Genomic DNA, 20842 nt, shown 5'->3' with positions numbered 1-20842 from the left:
GTCAGTGTACCATAATTCACAACTCTGCCGTAGCCGTTTTAAGACAAAAAAAGAGCACCTATCCTGAAGAAAAAGGACATGTACTCTACTTGTTACGAAAAAAATATTAGACACGACGAATGAAGTCGTCATAAATTGCACTGAATACACACCATCCGCAAATCACTAACCCTGTCAACATAATACCCCAATCTGCCATCATAGCCCCTCCTCTTTTATCTGTTATCTACCTTTTTACAATTTGCGACAACTGTAAACCCATTCGAGCATGTTTGACACCAATTAATGGAATCGCTATGATTAAGATACGATTGGTACGTAGCGCGGAAGTTGACCTGCATCGGCTTTCCATTAGAGGCTCTGCCTCTCGATTCCAAGTGACGGGCTTGCCCGTTGCAAAAACCCCCTGTTCCGAGTTCGGGACAGGGGGTTTTTTATTAATACATATCTTTTTGCGTAAAGTTCCAGAAGGCGATTCCAAGTGTCGCGACTGTCCAACAGCCAAGGACGGCAAGCGAGAATGGCAACGTCATGCCTTCAATCGGTGGTGCTTGACCATCCAGATAATTGATTAGTCCAAAGTTGACGTTAACGAGGTATTTCGAACTTGTCCAGCTCGAACCGAGTGTCGTCAACAATGTTCCGGAAATCAAGACTGCCATCATGATGCCAATCCCGGTCGCCGTATTCTTGACGAGGACAGAGACCATCAACGCAATCGTTCCGACGACGGCTGTGACGATCCAGGCGAGACCGATTGCCATCAGGAGGTATTCCCACATCGGAATCGTATGCACGAATTCGGTCGAGAACGTCCCGCTCGGCGATGCTTGGAACCCGGTCAAAATCGGGGCGGTCCAGCCGTCATACCCGAGGACGATGCCGGAAATCGCGTAACAGACGAACGCGGTCAATGCCATCAGCATCGAGGTATAGAGTAAAACCGTGATCCATTTCGCCATCAAAATTTTCCAGCGCCGGACCGGTCGCGACAGAAGCGTCTTGATCGTTCCGTCGTTTTGCTCCCCGCTGACGATGTCCGCCATGATGACGATGATGAAGAGCGGTAAGATTAACGTTAATCCTTGTGAGAAGAAAATGCGGATGAACGTCGGCGCACCCGGATAGTTCGGATTGATATCATTATCGAGGTAGTATTGATTCTGTTTTAAATCAAATTCTAAAAACTGGCGGAACTCGTCTTGAATACTGCTCGAGGCCAGTCGATTCTGTGTATCGACGATGTCTTGTTGCAGTTCGACACGCCAATCGAGCGTACCTTGTTTCTTAATTTGTTCTTGGATGTCACGATACTGTGCATACGTAAACATCGACACAAGAACGACTAAAATGATCGCGACGACGGCGAAGCGCTTTTTCGAAGCAATTTTCGTCACTTCGTTGCGGACGAGACCAAGCATGTTCGGATTACGCAATATGATCTCCCCCCGTCAAGGTGATGAAGAGATCTTCGAGCGTCTGGACTTTTCGTTCAATCGTCCAGACTTCGACGCCGGCTTCAAACAGCTGTTTATTGAGTGCCGGTGTCTTACTTGAATCCATCAATGTATGGACGGTATTCGCGTCAACGACTTCAGAGACCTGGACGTCTTCAGACGCGGATAAAATTTCATTTGCTTTGAAGGCATCATCGACCCGCCAGTCGACACCTGGAGCAAGCGACTCGACGAGCTCCTTGACCGTCCCGACTTGAACGATTTTGCCGTAACTCATGATGGCGACCCGGTCAGCGAGCATCTCAATCTCAGCCAGGATGTGGCTCGAGACTAAAACTGATAATCCTGTCTCATCAACGAGCTTCCGAATGAATTGCCGTAAATCACGAATCCCCATCGGATCGAGTCCGTTTGTTGGTTCATCGAGTATCAAAACACTTGGACGACCGAGCAAGGCTTGGGCGATTCCAAGGCGTTGACGCATCCCGAGGGAATACGTCCGGACTTGATCGTCGACCCGCGCCGTCAAGTCGACCAAGTCAATTACTTCTTGAATCCGAGCTTCATCGACATTCGGTAACATCCGGGCGAAGACACGCAAGTTTTCGCGCCCACTCAAATATTTGTAAAGCTCTGGGTTTTCAACGATCGAGCCGATCCGCTCCATCGCTTGAACAAATTGTTTGCGGACGTCAAAATCACAGACCGTGATTTTACCCGACGTCGGTTTAATCAATCCGACGAGCATCCGGATCGTCGTTGTTTTCCCTGCCCCGTTCGGACCGAGAAATCCAAAGACTTCACCTGGGAAGATTTCAAACGAAATGTTATCGATAATCGTTTTCTTTCCAATCACCTTCGTGACCGATTCTAATTTTACAGTTGGATTCACGTTTCTCACCTCTTATGGTCTATTCTAGCGGAATAATGAATGATTTGACTCGTCTAAGCACTTCAAAACCGCACATTTTCTAAAGTTTTGCTACAATCATCGTAACAGTAAAAGGAGGAACGATTCATGAAACGATATGCTTGGCCTTTATTTTTAAGCGTTTCGCTCATCTTGACCGCACTTTTCGGGTACGGATTTGCAAGCGCCTATAACGACGTCGTTAATCCACCAAAACGGGCGGTCTTGACACCAACGAAAGAAGAACCCGTTGCAAAAGGCGGGACTTACGTCGCTTTAGGTGACTCGTTGACACGCGGCGTCGGTGCTTCGAACGGAAACAGTTATGCAGCAATCGTCGGTCAAGAACTTACAAAAGACAACACCGTCGAACGTTTCCAAAATCTAGCCGTCAGCGGAGCCCGGACGGAAGATCTACTGAAGCAACTTGAACAAAAAGAAGTCCTTCGCTCCCTTAGCCAGGCAAAAGTCATTTCGGTGACGATTGGCGGGAATGATTTGTTCAACCGTGGTGAAGGTGTCGCAAACTTTGATGCAAAAAAGACTGCTGATACGATTAAATCAGCTCAAACCAACTTGGAGAAGACCTTTAAAATCCTCCGAGATGAAAATCCGGATGCCGTCATCTTCTACGTCGGACTGTATAATCCTTTCCGTGCCAGTGAAAATGGGGAGGCATTTGACGCAATCGTCCAAAATTGGAATGCCGAGTCGCGTCAACTCGGACTCGAATATGATATTGAAGTCATCGATACGTTCAACCTAGTCCGTGACGTCAAACGCGATCTCTCAAGTGATCAGTTCCACCCGAATGATTCAACGTACGAACAAATTGCGAAAGCTTCCCTGCTCGCTGTAAATAAACGTTTTTAATCCAAAGAAAGCCGCCGAATCACATCGACTCGGCGGCTTCATTTCATTTCAGACGTTTGGCTAAGGCGATTAAGACCCATTGCAGCGGCAAACGTGTCCATAACGCCCAGGCCGGCAATTTTTTACCGTTGATGGGTTGTGGATTAACTGCCATGTTGACGTTCGCCGGTAAGACGGCATATAAAAAGCCAGGTAGTGTCTTGCGAACGATATCGACACCTTTACCTGTCAACAACATGAAGCCGTACAAAACTTCGATGATACCCGTCACTTGAACGAAAAACCGCTTAAACGGAATAAAGGACGGCATGATGCTGACAAATCCTCTTTCGTTTCGAAAATGACCGACCCCAGCAAATAATAATCCTCCACCGTACAACAAACGTAAAACATACTTCATGACTTCCATCTCCCCGTTGATATAAGTAAGAACCAAACTCAGTGTAACGGACGAACCCTTTTCGCTCAACTATAAGAAACTGTCGATCAATTGTGGGGAATGATGAGTCATTTTGGAAAAACGTCCGCAATTTCATTTTCAGTTTGGATATCTGATACAGTAAAAATAGAAATTGATACGGAAGGAATGGTCGATATGGCAGGAAAAACAAAACAACTTTTACCCGGACTGACAGGAGGCATCATCGGTGCCGTTTTGACGGCAACGATCGCCTTTCCACTTTTGATGGATCAAGAACAACAAGTCGCGGACACACCTCTTTCAAACGGGATGCCGAAACAAGTTTCAACGACGTCAAATGACCCTGTGACGAACGCCGTCGCATCCGCCCAAAAATCGGTCGTGACCGTCACGAACTACCAAACCGGTAACAGCATGACGCAAGAAGAAGCGGCGAGCGGCTCTGGTTCCGGTGTCATCTATAAAAAAGCAGACGGAAAGGCCTACATCATTACGAACCACCACGTCGTCGACGGTGCCTCGAAACTCGAAGTGACATTAAACGACGGTAACACTTTGAGTGCAAAGTTACTCGGTAGCGACGCAACATACGATCTTGCCGTCCTCGAGGTCGACGCAAAAGACGTTCCCGCTGTCATCACGGTCGGAAAATCGGCTGACTTAAAAGCCGGTCAAACCGTGCTCGCCATCGGAAACCCGCTCGGTGAATTCCAAAACTCCGTCACACGTGGAATCGTCAGTTCAAATGACCGGACGGTCCCTGTCGACACGAACAGCGATGGGCAAGATGACTTCAATACGACCGTCATTCAGACCGATGCAGCCATCAACCCCGGTAACTCTGGTGGTGCCTTAATCAACGAACAAGGTCAGCTCGTCGGAATCAACTCGATGAAGATTGCTGAAACGGGCGTCGAAGGCGTTGGTTTCAGCATTCCGATCGACGATGCGCTGCCCATCTTAAAACAGCTTGAAACGACCGGTGAAGTCAAGCATCCGACGCTTGGTGTCGCCTTGCAGGACGTTTCCGCCTTCCCGGCCGGTTATTTGCTTGATCAAGTCAAGTTGCCTGAATCCCAAAAAACCGGTGTCGTCATCATGTCAGTTGAACCGAACAGTCCGGCTGCCTCCGCGAAGCTGAAAACAGGTGACGTCATCACGAAAATTAACGGATCGGCGATTGAGAGTTTTGTCGACATCAAAACGGCACTGATTAAATCGGACGGTGACATCACGTTGACGATCATCCGCGATGGTAAAACATCAACTGTTAAAACAACGACGACGACAACCGATCAGTTATAATCTTCCACATCAAGACGTTTCAATTGCCTCCCATATCGGGTATTGTTTTAGAACAATATCTTTGGGGGGCTCTCTTTATGTATGATTTGATCGGCATCGGGATTGGACCGATGAATTTAGGGTTGAGCGCACTCGCTCATCCGACACCATTACGGACACTTTTTTTTGATGAAAGCGAACAATTTTCGTGGCATCCCGGGATGATGATTAAAGACTCGATGATGCAAACGAGTTTCATCTCTGACTTAGTCACACTTGCTGATCCGACGTCTTCTTTTACTTATTTAAACTATTTGCGTTCCATCAATCGTTTGCATACGTTTTATTTTTATGAAAAATTATTGATTTCGCGCCAAGAATACAATTCGTATTTGAAATGGGTCGCGACCCAACTCGATGACTTATGTTTTTCGACCCGCGTCATTGATGTTCAGGACACGGGTGATAGTTATGAGGTGCTTGTCGAAGACGTCAAGACGGGTGAACGGAAGACATATGAAACACGTAACGTCGTCATCGGAACAGGGGCTAAACCTTCAATTCCCGATACGTTTGATTCAAACGTCATTCACAACACGCAATATGTCATGGAAAAAGAACAGCTCCTGTCGAAAAATAAAATTTCCATCGTCGGATCGGGTCAAAGTGCAGCAGAAATTTTCCTTGATCTATTGACGAGCGATCGCTCGCCGGATCTCGAACTCGAGTGGATTTCACGTTCGACGATTTTTGAAACACTTGAGACCGGAAAACTCGGCGAAGAAATCTTTTCACCGAGTTATGTCACGTATTTTAATCAATTACCACTTGAAACCCGGCAAGAGGCCGTTTCGAAATTCACGCGGTCGCAAAACGGGATCAGTCCGGAAACCTTACAGGCCATTTACGAACACCTCTATGATTTGACGACGGATCAAAAAGACCGCGTCCAGATTCGCGCAAATCTTGAGGTCGAACAAATTACGCACGATACGTCATTTGCAATCAAAATGCGGCATACGGAACTCAACCAAGTCCGGACATCAAACACGGATGCCGTTGTCGCAGCAACCGGTTTCGTCCCGGCATTACCGCGCTTCATTGACCGATTGAACATCGAGTTCGAAGGTGAACAGGCTTGGAAAGTCGATGCGAATTACCGGGTCGTTCGTTCCATCGCAACAAATCATCAGTTGTACGCGACGACGAACTTAGAGCTTTCGCACGGTCCTGCCGCCGACAATCTAGGTATGTCGGTCTCACGAAATCAATTGATTTTAAATGATGTCGCCGGGAAAGAGTTGTATCCTGTCGAACAGCATGCAACGTTTACGACGTTCGACTGACAAAAAAGTAGCTCGCCAAATATATGGCGAGCTACTTTTTAGCGTTTTTTCGTCAATTCAAGCGTTTCGAGTACAAGTAAGGTTGACTGCAACCGGCTATGCCCCGCTTTAGCGAGTAATAGATGAAACGCAAGCAACCAGTTGACTTCTTCGGAAAACCGATTCCGCGACCGTTCCCGGTCGACGACCCGTGTCACGTATATCAAGTCGACACGATCAGTCGAACGTAACAGGGCGAGTAGCGGGAATAGGCGTTCAAACATGCGAACTTCCCGTTTTTCAAGCATGTCCACCCAATTTTCAATCCGTTGTTTTTGTTCTGCTTGATTGTTTGACGTAGCAAGGATTTGAGCGGCAATCAATCGTTCGCTTGACGGTCCCATCCATTTACTGAGCCATTCTTCACTCGTCTTGACATCCTCGACGAAGGATGCGAGCAATTGTTTTTGGTCCATCAATGCTGCCGTGACGACGTATTGTTTCGTCACATTCAACCCCGGGCGTTCTGCTCGAAAGTGTTCGACGACCGGCAAAGCGTCCGTACCGCGCTGTCGATTCAAGAGCTCTCCAAGGGCAAAAAACGGGCGGACGGCTTTGTCTTTGATGAAGCGCCGTTTAATATGCTTTTCAGCTTCAATCACTTGCTCGACTAACTGTTCCGGTCGGTCGCTATAAAGTTGAAGTTGCGAAATCAGCAGTGGCGTATAACGACTTTGAAGTGCTGAAAAGCGTGTTGTCTTCCGTTTAATGGCATGCGCTAAGCGATCGTAGGCCGCCCGGTCGAACACGACGTCTTGAATCGTATACGATAAGGCAAAAAAACGGCGGAAGTCGTGGGACGTTTCCTCGCGGAGAATGGCATAGGTCTTATTGTAGTTTTCACAAAATAATCCGTACATCAAAGCGCCCTCCCTTCGGTTCTGTTTTCCCCTTTTCCTGACAAATCATTCCCGAATCTGACTATGCGCGTCGAAGTTCCTCAAAAGAAAAAACCGGGTTCACCTCGTCTTTCAAATGAAAAGACAGCCGGTACCCGGTTTTTAAAGGCATGTCAGACCCGTTGTTTTTCAAGTAACCGGGAGAAATAACCACAATTTTTAATCAATTCGTCATGTGTACCGTCTTCAATGATGCCCTCTTTCGTGACGACAAGAATCCGGTCCGCATTTCGAATCGTTCCGAGACGATGGGCAATGATTAAAGTCGTCCGGTTTTTCGAGAGTTCCGCGAGCGATTCTTGAATGATCGCTTCCGTCTCCGTATCAAGAGCAGATGTCGCTTCATCTAGAATCAATAGCGGCGGATTCTTCAAGAACATCCGGGCAATCGCCAGCCGTTGCTTTTGTCCCCCGGATAATTTCAAGCCCCGCTCCCCAATCTGCGTATCATACCCCTCCGGTAAATCAGCGATCATCTGTCCGAGATGGGCGCGCTCGGCAGCTACGATGATGTCTGCCCGCGTCGCTGTCAAATCGCCATAGGCAATGTTTTCGGCAACCGTCCCCGAAAAGAGAAAGACATCTTGTTGAACGATACCGATTTGTTGGCGGAGCGAAGCTTTTGTCATCTGCCGGACATCGATGCCGTCAATCGTAATCGCACCTTCTAAAACATCGTAAAAGCGAGGGATTAAGGAACAAATCGTCGTTTTCCCGGCACCCGACGTTCCGACGAAGGCAATTGTCTGACCGGGTTCAACGGACAGGTTGATATTTTTTAAAATCAATCGATCGGCTTCGTAGCCGAAACTAACATCATCGAACTCGATTGCACCATGCAGACGATCGACCGTGATTGCGTCTGGCGCATCCTTCAGCTCATCATCCTGATCAATCATTTCAGCGAATCGCTTAAAACCTGCCATCCCTTTCGGATAAAGTTCGAGAAGTGCCGTGATTTTGTCAATCGGTTTCAGCAAAATGTTCATGTAGAGAATGAACCCGACAAGTTCGCCGTAACTAAGGCGGCCGTTGTAACTTAAATAGGCACCGTACACAAGAACGGCGAGCGTCATCAGCCGCGTCGTCAAGTAAATACCGGACAGACTTGTACTCATAACTTTATAGGCATTGATCTTCGATTGACGGAACGTTGCATTGTCTTGCTCGAACCGTGCAACTTCATGGGCTTCGTTCGTAAACGACTGGACGACACGAATGCCTGAGACGCTATCTTCGACACGGGAGTTGACTTCGGCGATATTGCCGTACATCTTGTCCCACGAACGATTCATCCGGACGTTGGCGAAACTAATCAACCAAATCAGGAACGGAACAGCAATGACGGTAACGAGTGCAAGCGGCGCATTAATCGTCAGCATGATTGAGAAGGCACCGAGTAACGTCATCACGGCAATGAAGGCATCTTCCGGTCCGTGGTGAGCCAGTTCCCCGATATCGAACAAGTCATTTGTGATCCGGCTCATGATGTGCCCTGTTTTCGTGTTATCAAAAAAGCGGAACGACTGTTTTTGAACGTGTCCGAATAATTGGCGCCGCATGTCGGTCTCGATGTTGATACCGAGCTTATGTCCGAAGTAATTGATGACGAACTGCATCATCGTACTGATGACATAAAGCAACAGTAGACCGACACTGACTAAGATGATCCAGTTCAGCTCGCCTTCTGGCAACAAAGAATCGATGAACCACTGGACGGCAAGCGGAAACGCGAGCTCGAGTATACCGACGAATAAGGCTGACGAAAAATCGAGCCAAAACAAGCGTTTATGCGGTATGTAGTATTGATAAAATCGTTTTAACATTTGTAAACTCCCCTCCTAGCTAATTCTAGTGTACAAGAAGACTCTAGATTAATCGCGCCTCAAAACACAGATCATTATTTTTGAAAATCAAAGTAAGTTTTTTCATAAAAAATATATTTTAAAAACAGGGGAATTAACATCTCATATGACAAAATGGTAACAACGATTCTATTCGAACCATTTTGGAAGGGAGTTACGCAACTTGAAAAAGACACTTCTCGCTTTGACGACGCTCGCATTGGTCAGTTCAGCGACCGCGGCCGAAGCCGCCTCCACAAAGTTAACGTTAACCGAAAATGTCAACATCCGAACTGCTGCCACTACTTCCGCACCCATCATTACGACCTTAAAAAAGGGTACAACGGTAACCGCTGTTAAGAAGTCAGGTTCTTGGTACGAAATTCGTTATCAATCGAAAAAAGCATTCATCACTTCGAGTTATGTGAAAGCAGCTACTGCTGCAAAAACGACGACAGCTAAAACGACGACAACAACGACTTACATAACGAATACAGCTGGTGTCAATGTTCGTGAGAAAGCGAGTACGGCTTCCAAAAAAGTCGGACAACTTACTAAAAATGCAGCCGTGTCCGTCAAAAAGAAAACCGGTTCTTGGTACCAAATCGTCTACAAGAAAAAGACGGCATACGTCCATGACAGTCTCATCACTGCGAAAAAATCAACCGTCAAAACGACATCGAAACCACCAGTGACGACACCTGTCGCAACAGCCGTTAAAGCCGTCGATACGACCAAACAATATACAGTCAACGCAAGTGGCGGACTGAATGCCCGCTTAGCAGCATCGGCGTCGGCACAAATCTACAAAACGATTCCGAATAAAACGCTCTTGACGGTCACGGGTACGATTGACGCCTGGTATCAAATTAAGCTCGACGGAAAAGTCCTCTACGTCGCCGCGAGTTATGTTGCTGCATCAGCAAAAGAAACACCGCCTGCAACGAATGGCGTCTCGATCAATCCGGTCGACCAAGCCAAAACGTATACCGTCAATGCGCCGTCAGGTTTGAATGTCCGGACGGCACCAACAACCTCCTCACAAGTCTTCACCCAAGTTGCCCACGGTTCGAGCGTTCAGGTGATGGGTGAAACGACGGGTTCCGCTGCCGGATGGTACCAAATCAAAATCGGGACAGGTTACTATTATGTCGCGAAAAGCTACATTACGACCGGGACTGTTGCGACGACTCCGCCCGTAACACCGCCTCCTGTCTCGACTGTCCCTGCTTCCGGTGTCATGGAACGGGCGATTTCAATCGGTCAACAGTATCTCGGGACACCGTACGTCTGGGGGTCGAGTAGCCCGATCAACGGCGGATTCGATTGCTCGGGTTTTATCAACTACACGTTGAATACGGCCGGTTACAAAGTCGGGCGGACGAACGTCAATGGCTACTGGAACAACGACCTGTACCTCGGTCAGAAGCTGTCGAAATTACGTCAGCCGGTCCGGGGAGATATCATCTTCTTCGAGAATACGTATGCCGCAGGTCCGACCCACATCGGAATCATGTTGAACAATGACCAATTCATCCATGCCAATACACCGTCACTCGGCATCAGTCGCCTGTCGGAAAAGTACTGGACTCAAAAATTACTGGGCTTTAAAGCCCTCTGATGCAACAGGATTGACTAAAAAAGTGCACTTTCCCCCTTTTTTCAGTCGAGACATAAGATCCGATTTCCTGCCCTTAGTGAACAGGAGGTCGGGTCTCTTTGTCTCTGACAGCGTAAGTTTTGCGTTTTTTTCTGCAGGCGTCGCGTGAAGCAAGCGCCTCCTTTTTTTCTTTTCGATAGGCATCTTAGATGTGCCGAGTGTTCATCCTCGACTCCTATGGGAAAAAGGAGCGCAATCCTCGCTTCCTGCCGGGTCTTCCGCCCATGGAAAGCGCGGACTCAAAAATCGTCTGGAGCGACTTTTGCATCAGCCCTGTTTTTTACGATAATTCCGCTAAGATTTGCTCGATTTCTTGTTTGAATCGTCCCGGTGACAGTTGTTTCGTCATTTCTTCCACTTCTGCCCGACGGTCCACCCCTACCCCGGCGCGCATCGCTAATGCGAGTGCATATAGCATCATCGCGTGATCGTATTCACCGCCAACTTGCCATAAATGTGCACCGCGCCAAATGTTAGCGACACCGCTCTGGAGGTCAAACGGGAGTGTCTCTTTTGAGTCCTTCCACAAACACAGATTGACTTCGAAGTATCCGATGTAATGAATGCACGCTTCAATATTGACTTCAACAAGTCGTTCCCGCGCATACCGGACGCCTTCATAATCCTCTCGGTGGACCGCAATCGACCCTTTCGTCAACTCGACAAGAATCCGCTCGAATGCTGTTGCTTCCGTGAACAAAAAGAAATGTTCCAGTAATTCCAGTTCGTGGTCGGCTGCCTCAAAGTCTCCGTCTAGACTTAAGAATAACGCCAGCAACCGGTGATAGTTACTGACGTCACTGTAGACGCCTTTTTCCCGCATATAACGGATGCCTTCCCGTAAAAAGTCAATCGACTGGCTCCAGTTGTCTTCGTTCACACTGACGCGGAGAGCCTGTAACATTTGGCAGTCAAGAAACGTTTCAGGTGCAAGTGGGACGTCCTGATGAATCATCATCGCATCCACCTTTCGGTACGCCTCTTCATAACGGCGCAGGAAAAATAAGAAATAGACTTTCGAGATTTGTACATTCATCTGTTCATCCCGTAATTCAAGCCGCTTGTAAATTTCCTCCGCTAAATCGAAATAATGTAAGCCCTGTTCCGTGTTCGAAAAACGTAATGCGTTTCCATACATCTCATAGATTCGACCTTGCCAGTAAGAATCAATCGCCGGTTCTAAATAGGGTGCAAGCATGTCGGCGATCTGTTCTTCCGCATAATAGTCGTTTGTTCGTGCATTGATTTTTTCAATCAGCTGCTTCATTTCGATCGCCCGGGGATCAATCAACAACTCATCGATCGAGACATGCAGACGACGCGCAATTGCTTGTAACGCCGGTAAGGACGGCGTCGCCTTATCGTTCTCAATCATACTGAGCATCGATTTCGTCATGATGCCGTCTGCGACATCCGACTGCGTCATTTTTTTCGCTTTCCGTAAACTTTTAATTCGTTGTCCAAGCATGGCCGGCACCTCATTCTACTGATTAAGTTAAATTAAATTTAACTTTTATATTTACAAATATCTCCTGTTCCTCTAGTATAAAGGAAAGTTCAATTTAATTGAACAAAAAGGAGGAATCATGATGTCGAAAAATTTACAACGGCTCCTGTTCGGTAAGTTTTGTTCGTTGTTCGCAGCGAGTCTCTTTACGTTCGTCGCGGGTTTGACCGTATTACGGGAAACGTCATCCGGGCTGCAATTCGCGCTCGTCTTACTCGCCGGGACACTGCCACGGATTCTGTTGTCGCCCATTGCCGGAGTGCTGTCCGACCGCTGGAACCGAAAAAAAATCATCGTCACGACCGAGGCGATGAGTGCCGTCATACTCGCCATATTTGCAGGTTTCGCTACCTTTTTCCCGGTCCATACGATTCATTACATGATCGTCAGTGCCCTTTTAACGGCTCTTTCGACATTCCTCTCCGTTACCTTGATGAGTTCCCTGCCCCGCTTGCTTGACGATACGGAATTACAGCGTGGTAATTCCCTGATTTCAAGTATCAGTTCCCTTTCGTCGATTGTTGCTCCGATGCTGGCCGGTTTCCTGTTAGCCTTTGCACCAATCCACCTTTTCACCCTCTTACCGCTCAGCTTGTTTTCTCTCGCTGCGCTGTGGAACATGCGCCTGACGTTCCGCGTCATCCCCGCTGTTCATGAAGAAAGCCCGCCTTCGATGTGGGCAGACTTTCAATCCGGCTACCGTTATTTATTCAAACAACGGGTCCTGACGACACTCATCTTGATGGCACTTGTGTTGAATTTCTTTTTCATCGCCTTAGAAGTCATCTATCCCATCATTTTGCTCGATCGTCTCAACGTTACATCATTTCAGTTCGGAACGATTGAAGCCGCTTTAGGTGTGGGTCTTTTGCTTAGTTCGCTGTTGCTTGCGCTCCCCCGCTTTACGATTAAGCGTCCATTGATGACGTTGTTCCAGTCGGTTGCTTTGGTCGGGTTTCTATTCCTTTCCCCTTTATTACCGTTACTCGGTATCGTTCCGCCGAACTGGACATTTGCTTATTTTCTCATCTTCTCCTTCACGGTAGGGTTCATTATTCTCCGGTCAAACATTCCGATTCAACTGCTCGTCCAACGGCAAACCGATCCGGCTTACTTAGGGCGTGTCATCGGTGTCCTCGAATCACTCGCAATGGGCATTACACCAATCGGGATGCTGTTATTCGGCCTGTTAAGTGATTACGTCTCGCTCAATCTGATCCTCGCAATCAGTTCATCCGGCTTACTCGTGACGGTCGGAATCGGATTTTTCCACTTACGGCATGACGTCCGGGCAGAACGTCTTGCAAAAGATCAGATTCCCGAAACTGAAAAAACGTCCACCTCAGCAAGCTGAGATGAACGTCCGGATTGATTTAAACCGTTGCTTTGACCGCGTCCATAATGAGACGGAGTGATTGTTGTTTCGCTTCTTTATCGGCAATCATCGAAGCAATCATGACTTCGTCCGTTCCATATGAATCGGCGAGGTCTTGCAATTGACGGGCGACGTCTTCCGGATTTCCGACGATCATCCGTTTCCGGTTTTCGGCAATCCGGAATTGATCCTGGAACGAATACTGGTATGCCGCTGCTTCTTCCGGTGTCGGTGTGCCTGTTGATGAAACCCCTTTTTCGAGTAAGAGCAATGACAGATCAAGACTGGATGCCAACCGTTCTGCTTCTTCCGTCGTTTCGGCACACGTCACAAAAATCGAGACGAGTGTCTGCGGTGTCGCGTTGAATGATGTCGCCATGAAGTTATGACGGTAATAATCCATCACGTCTTGTCCGCCCTGTCCGTTGATGAAGTGGGCGAATGCAAAACCGAATCCGCGTTGTGCTGCATTTAACGCACTACCGCCACTTGATCCGAGCAACCACGCTTCCGGTGTCGTGTCGACTTCCGGTGTTGCGACGAGTCCTGCGAAACGGTGATCGGCCGGTGCGCCGTCTTTTAGGTAATCAACGAGATCGTCAAGCTGTGCGCCATAGTCCGCGCCGCCGAAGCGTGGCGACGAACCTTCTTGTAAGGCACGTGTCGCTAGCGGCATGCCGCCCGGTGCCCGGCCAAGCCCAAGGTCAATCCGGTTCGGTGCAAGCCCTTCGAGGACACGGAAGTTTTCCGCAACTTTGTAAGGACTATAATGAGGTAACATGACGCCGCCTGAACCAAGACGGATTTGTTTCGTCACCGCTGCCATGTAGGCAATCAAGACTTCCGGACTCGACCCGGCCAGTGTCTTCGCGAAGTGGTGTTCCGAAACCCACAGGCGTGTGTAGCCAAGTTCATCTGCTGTTTTCGCAAGATCGACTGTTTCTTGTAATGCTTCGGATGGGGTTTGCCCTTTTGAGACAGGAGATTGATCCAATATACTTAATTTCATCGTGTAAAACGCTCCTTTGAAGTGAAATTCATACTTAGACTGTACGCCTCGGAAACGACGGAATGCAATAAAACTGCTTCTTGATTCATTGATGACGTTTTCAATTTTAAATTCAGGGAACATTCTTAAAGTGAGCAAAAAAAATGAACAGATGGGGTGTTGTACATGTCAACGAATCAAGAAGCAGTCGAAACGGTCAAAAAATTAGTCGATAAAATCGAAACGGCGATGCTGACGACAGTGTCAGATGAAGGTCTTGTCTCGCGTCCGATGCAAACACAGGATATCGAGTTCGATGGCGATCTCTGGTTCCTCACTTCTAAAGAAACCGGGAAATACAATGAAATCTTAAAAAATCCGAGCGTCAACGTCGCCTATGTCGACAAATCATACGTCTCGATTCGCGGGAAAGCAGAAATCGTCGAAGATGTCGCCCGCAAAAAAGAACTATGGAGCCCCCGTTACGAAGCGTATCTCGGGACAAGCTACGAAGATCCGAAAGTCGTCTTAATCAAGATTGATACGGAAGCTGCCGAGTACTGGGAAACGGGAAACACGACTAAGTCTGTCAAACAAGTCCTGAAGAAAGTCACAGGAAATGACGACTCGAACGAAATCAACAAAACCGTTGATTTGACGTAATAGCTTGATATCCAGCCGTTCCGCCTTGTGCGGAGCGGTTTTTTTCTAGTCTCTCCTATCGATTTAGTGTAGACTACTACTATTACTATAGTTTGTTAACAAAAGGAGCACACTCATGGGAGAATTCATTACGTTATTACGACGAGGAAATCGTTCGGCATTAACAGCCGGAATCGTCAACTCCATCATTGCCATCATCAAGACCATTGCCTACACCTTAACCGGAAACGTTGCGATGTTCGCCGAAATGATGCACTCACTTGGCGACGCCGCGAACCAGTTCTTTGTCTTCATCGGTTCAGCGCTCAGTAAAAAAGCACCGACAAAACGCTTTCCGAATGGCTTTGGTCGACTCGTCAACCTCGTTCTGCTCGGCGCAATTTTATTCGTCGGCATCATGGCTTACGAAACGATTCATGAAGGGATTGGACATATTATCGACCCAACGGAGTCAACGGGATTCTGGATCACCCTATCTGTCTTATTTGCCGGTGTCGTCCTTGAAAGTGCTGTCTTCTTTAAGGCGATGAAAGAAATTGCCCACGATGCAAAACTGACAGCAAAAGGACCACGTCTCATTCTCGAAAGTTTTCGATCATTAAAACAAGCGAAGCCTGCGACACGACTCGTCTTCTTAGAAGATTTAGTCGCGACGGCTGGTGGCATCGTCGCGATGATCGCCGTCGTCATCTCACATGTGACACCTTATCATCAAGCGGAAGGAATCGCCTCTGTCCTCATCGGTCTGATGATGTTTTATGTCGTCGGTAACGTCTTCTTGCAAAACGCTGCCGGAGCGCTCGGTGAAGCCGATGAAACGATGGCGGCACGGCTCGGTGGTTTAATCATGCAAGATCCGGACGTCCGTGATATCAGTAAACTTGAAGTCATCAAAGAAGGTGACCACTTCCACGTCGAAGTCGAGATTGAAATCGATCCGGCGATGACCGTAGCGCAAGCGGACGATATTAAAGACCGACTCGAACTGCAACTCCGGATCCAACAAGACATCACCGACGTCACGATCGGCTTCGATGAGGACGATCAAGTCCAGCAATACATCGTCTCGACAAACGAAGAACGATGACCCCCTTCACGCAGGACGTCGTGACGATCATCCGTGCGATTCCTGCAGGACGTGTCGCAACATACGGTCAAATCGCCCGCCTCGCTGGAAACCCACGGGCCGCTCGCCAAGTCGTCCGGATTCTGCATAGTATGAGTCAGGCGGAACGTTTACCATGGCATCGCGTCGTCAACGCCAAAGGTGAAATTTCGCAAGGGATTGAACAGCAATTGGCCCTCGAAGCGGAAGGAATCGTCTTTCAATCGGACGGCAAGCTCGTGCTGCCGGATTATCAAATGTAAGCTGATTGTAGAGGACGGATATTTACTCACTTTCAAAAAAAGAACCACTTCCCTGACTAAGCGGAAGTGGTTTCAGTCTGAAGTTACACTTATGAAGTTTAAAACGATTCAAGACGGAACGCGCGCTACACTGTCTGCATTCTCACGATCCCGCTAAAAAGCGTCACGTTTCGTTGACTCCTACGGGAAAAAGTGCAAGGTCCTTGCGCTGTCAGAGGCATGCAAGACCCTGCTCGTTGTCCGCTAGGAGCAAGGAGCAACGGCTTGCGCCTCGCCCGAGGAAAGCAACGAAAAAAGACGCGTTTATCTCCCGCTATCACTTCGTCTATACACTAGAACCACTTCCCTAACTAAGCGGAAGTGGTTCTTTTTGTTCGATCGTAGTCCATCCTTATGCTTTTTCATCCATCTGCCGTAACACTTCGGCCTCGAGTTGCGGTTCCGGTGGCAACCAACCGTCCGGTTTCATGACTTTTTGATCGGATTCTCGGAAGATCGGTTGACCGTCTGGCCCGAGTTTCGCCATGTTCGCGCGTTGAACGATTTCAAAGAGAGGTCCCGGTTCGAGCCCTGCTTCGACAAAGCTACCCATGATGAAGTAAAGTGCGTCCGTCAATGCATCACCTTGACCTACGAGGCGTTCGACGGAAGTCGTCGGATAGGTTTCTTTTAATGATTTTTCAACAGCCCGGTCAATCCCTGCTTTGAGGGAATCGATTGCTGCTAAAAATTCCGCTTCATCCCGAGACGATTGATGCAGAAACTCGACTGCTGCTTCTTCTGTCGTCCAAGTTGCCCGTTTGATGCCACGCTCAAGTTCGAGCGGGGTTGGTCGTTCCGCTCCCGGGTGATTAAATGTTTGATGGAACTGTTTCACGTCTTGAAAATAATTTGGTTGTTTCACACTGTCCACTCCCCTATGTTTACGTTTCATCCATGAACCGTATTCATTTTAACAGGTTTGGACAGATTTCTCGAACGTCCGCTTCATGCATGAACGAGATCAAGCATCTTGATGCCACGCGTGATCAACTCGTCGCGTTCCGGTGACGTCTGCTTCAGGCGCTCGAGATCGTCAAGGAGACGCGGTTGGTCGACTTCATCTGCCAGTTCAAGCAGTTCAAGCCGGAGTAACCAGGCATCCGGTAACTGGACAAGTGTCTGATCAATCAGCTGTGACAGGCGCGACTGACTCGCCTGACCTTCACGAATGGACCGGACGGCTTCGAAAATCGGATCAGCTGCCGTCAATGGACGTTCGATCCGTTCAAATTCAACGGTTTCCGGAATCGGTTTCAAGGCTTCGACTTCTGTTCCCGGGAAGGTTGACGTAATCGCACCGATCACGAGATCCAGTTGATCGAATTGCTCCGTCACACCGTCTTTCGTTAGTCGAACGTCTTTCAGGACAGCGATGGCACGTTTTCCATTCACTTGCTCGATTGCTGCGATATGCCCCGTCAATTGTAACGTCCCTTCCATCCACTCGAGTTGCTCGCCGACTTCGACTTGCTCGAGAACCGCGTTCAATTCTTCTCCATGCAAGAGTGTAAATCCGTTCGGGTGCTCCGTCTGGGATTGGCCGTCTAACACTTCGCCATTCGCAGCGAGTGCCGTCGGCCCAGTAAATCGAACGAGATCAAGTGTTTCGAATGTTTCTTGTGCTGCCGGAACACCGACGAGCGAAAGACCGGATGCAAAGACGAGCGTCGACAGGTTACCGGACTCGACCGCCTTGATGAGACCGTGGCGTCCACCACGGACGTAAGACATCGTCTGTGCAAACTCTTCTAACGCGTCACGCAGTTGTTCAAAGGACTCACAGACGAACAATTCTTTTTGCATGCTCGTGACGTCATGTTTTGTTGCGAGTGCCTTTTCGAGTGAAAACGGATGTTTCTTGACGGCATCCGTCAAGCAGTGGCGGCTTTCCCCGACTGAGGACAGAAGACCTGCCCCGTAAATTTGCGGGTCGTTAAGATCACCGATTAAACCAAACTCGACCGTCCACCAAAAGAGGCGTGAAATTTCATTGGCTTCCGAAATCCCTGTGACATGGGTCCGTGTTTCCGCGAGTGCGATTTCAGCTTGCTCGATGTCTTCCGGTGTTGAAAATGGACTTTCTTTGACAATCGTTAATTTTTTCAGCGCCTTAAAGACATCATGTTCTGCTTTATGATTGAAGGCATGTGCTCCGATTTCACCGAACCGGCGGACAAATTCAGCGTACGTCGGATTCATCAAAATTGGTGCGTGTCCTGCCGCTTCATGCAGAATGTCCGGTGCCGGCGTGTAAAGAATGTTATCGACCTTCCGAATGTCGGTTGCGATCGGCAGGAGACCGTGTCCTTGGAAGTCGAAGAAGGCGACACCCGGAATCAAACCGTCGACGGCGACCGTTCCCCAACCACCGCGACTGAGGTTCGCCGTCATTTCGCGGACATCAGGAATACGTTCCGGGCTGATTCCTGAAGCAGCAAGCCCTTCGAGGTACGCCGGGTGTGCCGTATGTTGCAATGTATTTAAATTCAAGCGCATGACGTAGCGCCAGACCGCATGATCCGTTGGTGTGTAATCTTCGTAATGCTGTGGTGCGACGTGTGGTTGTAAGTGACTTGGAATGATTGGTGTAGACATATGAAGTTCCCCCTTGGATTAAATTAAACAACAAAAAGTCCCTGTCGGACATCAAGTCCGACAGGGACGACGAAAGCCGCGGTACCACCCTGATAATCCATGCTTCGCACGAATCACTTCATTACGGGATAACGGTTTTCTCCGCTTGCTTCGCAAGAGACTCAGAAACTGTAATTCGATTCAATCTGTGTACACGTTCGCAGCGCCACGTGCTCTCTGAAACAGGGAGATTGTTTCTACTTCGGTTTCGTCCTCGTCTACGTCTTTCGTTCTGTTATGCTGTTACGCTTTTAGCAACTAAAGTGCTGTTAAGAAGGACTATACGCTTACTTTTGGCTTTCGTCAATGGCTTTTTTACGTTTAAACCGATTAAATGTTTTGTCCCGGACCGATTTCTGTTCAATCGATAATGACGTCGCATGCCGTTTTAACGCGCCATGAAGGCGTTTTTCAAAAGCTTCAAGTTCTTGAATCCATTCATTCATCGCGACGACAATCGGTAAAATTTCCATGATTTCTTCTTCTTCGAGCTCATCACGATCGAGAAAAGAATGTTTAACGAAGGCAATATTTTCTTTCACTAAGTCTTCCATCGCGAGCGGTTCTTCCGTCAACAATAAATCATACGTCAACAGGACTTTCTCCTGCCGCTGGGCGATATGCATGACGTGGTAGAACAATTCACTGCGTAAGTCATCGGCGATGTTCGACAGGGCCTGTTCCCGCTCACGGAAACGTTCCGCCGTCGCGACACTCCGTTCCAAGCACGACTGCATGTGTTGTAAGATGATGATGTTACGCAGCAACGGGACATGTTTTTGGCGTGTCCCTCGTACTTCCTCCCGGTGCAAGTTAAATAATTGTTGTGTCTCGCGTAGGGATTTACTCATTTTATCGATTGCCGGGCGATACGGAGCGACCTTCCCTTCAAAAGCGATCGCCCGCGTGACGACGAGCAGCTTCTCAAATAGTTTTGAGGCTTTTTGATAATAAACATTCCCGTACCGTGGCGGGAAAATCAATGCATTGACACCGAGTGCACATGCAATCCCGAGCATCACGAGTAAATACCGTATCAAAACGATTTGCCATAACGGCTCTGTCGCCCCTTCGACACTCTCCAAGATGACGATGATCATCAAGACGACGTGAGGAATCGTCCGACCGAATCCGAACGCCAGCAGGATGGAAATGGCTGCCATGATGACGATGCCGATTGCAAGTGGGTTCGCAGGATTCGCTCCGAGAATCCATAAGGCGAGTAACGTTAAAAAGGCACCAATCAAGTTCGCCTCTGCCTCTTCTAAAAATTGTTTCCATGTTTGATAAACAGAAGGCAACAATGTCGTTGCTGCCGAAATTCCTGGTAAAATCGGGCTTAAGTTAAAGAGATTGCTAATAACTAATGCCAAAATAACGGCTAGTCCTGTTTTGATGGTACGTGGTCCAATTTGTAAGGATTGACCCCCCATAGTTGATCCCTCCTTCATAATGTAAGTATGCCCTCTATTCTTCCTTTAATATCATGAAAACGCAATAAAAAAAGCACCCCCAGCGTACTGAGGGTGATT

At 48.2% G+C, this 20842-nt stretch carries 18 protein-coding genes and 1 other annotated feature; of the genes, 8 read left to right on the top strand and 10 right to left on the bottom strand.

Going from position 1 to position 20842, the window contains the following annotated elements:
• Positions 1–437: 437 nt before the first annotated feature.
• Together KNP99_RS00170 and KNP99_RS00165 are read right to left on the bottom strand one after the other, a co-directional pair.
• The gene (locus tag KNP99_RS00170; protein ID WP_034801277.1) at positions 438–1436 is read right to left on the bottom strand and encodes an ABC transporter permease; all 999 of its coding nucleotides are present in this window, start codon (positions 1434–1436) and stop codon (positions 438–440) included.
• Positions 1429–2349, bottom strand: a complete 921-nt coding sequence (locus tag KNP99_RS00165) for an ABC transporter ATP-binding protein (protein ID WP_029333260.1) — start codon at positions 2347–2349, stop codon at positions 1429–1431. Before KNP99_RS00165 ends, KNP99_RS00170 begins: the two co-directional genes overlap by 8 nt.
• Before the next feature lie 126 nt (positions 2350–2475).
• Between KNP99_RS00165 and KNP99_RS00160 the strand changes: the two genes are divergently transcribed.
• The gene (locus KNP99_RS00160; protein WP_088836746.1) at positions 2476–3240 is read left to right on the top strand and encodes an SGNH/GDSL hydrolase family protein; all 765 of its coding nucleotides are present in this window, start codon (positions 2476–2478) and stop codon (positions 3238–3240) included.
• 43 nt (positions 3241–3283) lie between these two features.
• Here KNP99_RS00160 and KNP99_RS00155 read toward each other — a convergent pair whose 3' ends face one another.
• Positions 3284–3640 carry a DoxX family protein gene (locus tag KNP99_RS00155; RefSeq protein ID WP_088836745.1) on the bottom strand — a complete coding sequence of 119 codons (357 nt, stop codon included), beginning with the start codon at positions 3638–3640 and terminating at the stop codon, positions 3284–3286.
• Between the two features lie 195 nt (positions 3641–3835).
• Here KNP99_RS00155 and KNP99_RS00150 point away from each other — a divergent pair, with 195 nt between their 5' ends.
• Together KNP99_RS00150 and KNP99_RS00145 are read left to right on the top strand one after the other, a co-directional pair.
• Positions 3836–4966 carry a S1C family serine protease gene (locus tag KNP99_RS00150; protein WP_029333256.1) on the top strand — a complete coding sequence of 377 codons (1131 nt, stop codon included), beginning with the start codon at positions 3836–3838 and terminating at the stop codon, positions 4964–4966.
• A gap of 77 nt (positions 4967–5043) precedes the next feature.
• Positions 5044–6291 carry a lysine N(6)-hydroxylase/L-ornithine N(5)-oxygenase family protein gene (locus KNP99_RS00145; protein ID WP_215192944.1) on the top strand — a complete coding sequence of 416 codons (1248 nt, stop codon included), beginning with the start codon at positions 5044–5046 and terminating at the stop codon, positions 6289–6291.
• A gap of 38 nt (positions 6292–6329) precedes the next feature.
• Here the strand turns inward: KNP99_RS00145 and KNP99_RS00140 are convergent, their stop codons facing one another.
• Together KNP99_RS00140 and KNP99_RS00135 are read right to left on the bottom strand one after the other, a co-directional pair.
• Positions 6330–7190: a DUF4003 family protein gene (locus tag KNP99_RS00140; protein WP_214767366.1), complete on the bottom strand. Its 861-nt coding sequence runs from the start codon at positions 7188–7190 to the stop codon at positions 6330–6332.
• 152 nt (positions 7191–7342) lie between these two features.
• Positions 7343–9055, bottom strand: coding sequence for an ABC transporter ATP-binding protein (locus tag KNP99_RS00135; protein ID WP_215192943.1), 1713 nt, complete (start codon positions 9053–9055; stop codon positions 7343–7345).
• 202 nt (positions 9056–9257) lie between these two features.
• Between KNP99_RS00135 and KNP99_RS00130 the strand changes: the two genes are divergently transcribed.
• Positions 9258–10694, top strand: a complete 1437-nt coding sequence (locus KNP99_RS00130) for a C40 family peptidase (RefSeq protein ID WP_215192942.1) — start codon at positions 9258–9260, stop codon at positions 10692–10694.
• Positions 10695–11013: 319 nt separating this feature from the next.
• On the opposite strand, the gene KNP99_RS00125 is transcribed toward KNP99_RS00130, so the two are convergent.
• On the bottom strand, positions 11014–12201 hold the full coding sequence (locus tag KNP99_RS00125; RefSeq protein ID WP_215192941.1) for a helix-turn-helix domain-containing protein: 1188 nt from the start codon (positions 12199–12201) through the stop codon (positions 11014–11016).
• Between the two features lie 121 nt (positions 12202–12322).
• Here KNP99_RS00125 and KNP99_RS00120 point away from each other — a divergent pair, with 121 nt between their 5' ends.
• Positions 12323–13594 carry an MFS transporter gene (locus KNP99_RS00120; protein ID WP_215192940.1) on the top strand — a complete coding sequence of 424 codons (1272 nt, stop codon included), beginning with the start codon at positions 12323–12325 and terminating at the stop codon, positions 13592–13594.
• A gap of 19 nt (positions 13595–13613) precedes the next feature.
• Here KNP99_RS00120 and KNP99_RS00115 read toward each other — a convergent pair whose 3' ends face one another.
• On the bottom strand, positions 13614–14624 hold the full coding sequence (locus tag KNP99_RS00115) for an LLM class flavin-dependent oxidoreductase (protein ID WP_088836737.1): 1011 nt from the start codon (positions 14622–14624) through the stop codon (positions 13614–13616).
• Between the two features lie 165 nt (positions 14625–14789).
• On the opposite strand from KNP99_RS00115, the gene KNP99_RS00110 reads away from it, so the two are divergent.
• The 3 genes from KNP99_RS00110 (at position 14790) to KNP99_RS00100 (ending at position 16634) form a co-directional block, all read left to right on the top strand.
• Positions 14790–15266, top strand: a complete 477-nt coding sequence (locus KNP99_RS00110; RefSeq protein ID WP_088836736.1) for a pyridoxamine 5'-phosphate oxidase family protein — start codon at positions 14790–14792, stop codon at positions 15264–15266.
• Between the two features lie 115 nt (positions 15267–15381).
• Positions 15382–16353 (top strand): cation diffusion facilitator family transporter, encoded by a 972-nt coding sequence (locus KNP99_RS00105; protein WP_214801111.1) that lies wholly within the window; start codon positions 15382–15384, stop codon positions 16351–16353.
• Complete coding sequence (locus tag KNP99_RS00100) at positions 16350–16634, top strand: MGMT family protein (protein ID WP_088836734.1); 285 nt, start codon at positions 16350–16352, stop codon at positions 16632–16634. The genes KNP99_RS00105 and KNP99_RS00100 overlap by 4 nt, the downstream gene beginning before the upstream one ends.
• Before the next feature lie 391 nt (positions 16635–17025).
• On the opposite strand, the gene KNP99_RS00095 is transcribed toward KNP99_RS00100, so the two are convergent.
• From KNP99_RS00095 to KNP99_RS00085, 3 genes are all read right to left on the bottom strand, one after another.
• The gene (locus KNP99_RS00095) at positions 17026–17538 is read right to left on the bottom strand and encodes a pyrophosphohydrolase domain-containing protein (RefSeq protein WP_353048375.1); all 513 of its coding nucleotides are present in this window, start codon (positions 17536–17538) and stop codon (positions 17026–17028) included.
• Between the two features lie 83 nt (positions 17539–17621).
• The gene (locus KNP99_RS00090; RefSeq protein WP_214807743.1) at positions 17622–19271 is read right to left on the bottom strand and encodes an aromatic amino acid hydroxylase; all 1650 of its coding nucleotides are present in this window, start codon (positions 19269–19271) and stop codon (positions 17622–17624) included.
• Positions 19272–19330: 59 nt separating this feature from the next.
• Positions 19331–19534 (bottom strand) — a binding site (T-box leader).
• A 63-nt stretch (positions 19535–19597) separates the two neighbouring features.
• Positions 19598–20743: an FUSC family protein gene (locus tag KNP99_RS00085; protein WP_088836731.1), complete on the bottom strand. Its 1146-nt coding sequence runs from the start codon at positions 20741–20743 to the stop codon at positions 19598–19600.
• Between the last annotated feature and the right edge of the window lie 99 nt (positions 20744–20842).

The organism is Exiguobacterium sp. s95, from assembly GCF_018618655.1.
Taxonomy (GTDB): domain Bacteria; phylum Bacillota; class Bacilli; order Exiguobacteriales; family Exiguobacteriaceae; genus Exiguobacterium_A; species Exiguobacterium_A oxidotolerans.
This window is presented reverse-complemented; position numbering and strand designations above follow the sequence as displayed.

What these genes read in the sequence shown, in the direction of transcription:
- KNP99_RS00160 (WP_088836746.1), top strand. Translation starts at nt 2,476, where the DNA reads ATGAAACGATATGCTTGGCCTTTATTTTTAAGCGTTTCGCTCATCTTG.
- KNP99_RS00155 (WP_088836745.1), bottom strand. Translation starts at nt 3,640, where the DNA reads ATGAAGTATGTTTTACGTTTGTTGTACGGTGGAGGATTATTATTTGCT.
- KNP99_RS00150 (WP_029333256.1), top strand. Translation starts at nt 3,836, where the DNA reads ATGGCAGGAAAAACAAAACAACTTTTACCCGGACTGACAGGAGGCATC.
- KNP99_RS00145 (WP_215192944.1), top strand. Translation starts at nt 5,044, where the DNA reads ATGTATGATTTGATCGGCATCGGGATTGGACCGATGAATTTAGGGTTG.
- KNP99_RS00140 (WP_214767366.1), bottom strand. Translation starts at nt 7,190, where the DNA reads ATGTACGGATTATTTTGTGAAAACTACAATAAGACCTATGCCATTCTC.
- KNP99_RS00135 (WP_215192943.1), bottom strand. Translation starts at nt 9,055, where the DNA reads ATGTTAAAACGATTTTATCAATACTACATACCGCATAAACGCTTGTTT.
- KNP99_RS00125 (WP_215192941.1), bottom strand. Translation starts at nt 12,201, where the DNA reads ATGCTTGGACAACGAATTAAAAGTTTACGGAAAGCGAAAAAAATGACG.
- KNP99_RS00120 (WP_215192940.1), top strand. Translation starts at nt 12,323, where the DNA reads ATGTCGAAAAATTTACAACGGCTCCTGTTCGGTAAGTTTTGTTCGTTG.
- KNP99_RS00115 (WP_088836737.1), bottom strand. Translation starts at nt 14,624, where the DNA reads ATGAAATTAAGTATATTGGATCAATCTCCTGTCTCAAAAGGGCAAACC.
- KNP99_RS00110 (WP_088836736.1), top strand. Translation starts at nt 14,790, where the DNA reads ATGTCAACGAATCAAGAAGCAGTCGAAACGGTCAAAAAATTAGTCGAT.
- KNP99_RS00105 (WP_214801111.1), top strand. Translation starts at nt 15,382, where the DNA reads ATGGGAGAATTCATTACGTTATTACGACGAGGAAATCGTTCGGCATTA.
- KNP99_RS00100 (WP_088836734.1), top strand. Translation starts at nt 16,350, where the DNA reads ATGACCCCCTTCACGCAGGACGTCGTGACGATCATCCGTGCGATTCCT.
- KNP99_RS00090 (WP_214807743.1), bottom strand. Translation starts at nt 19,271, where the DNA reads ATGTCTACACCAATCATTCCAAGTCACTTACAACCACACGTCGCACCA.
- KNP99_RS00085 (WP_088836731.1), bottom strand. Translation starts at nt 20,743, where the DNA reads ATGGGGGGTCAATCCTTACAAATTGGACCACGTACCATCAAAACAGGA.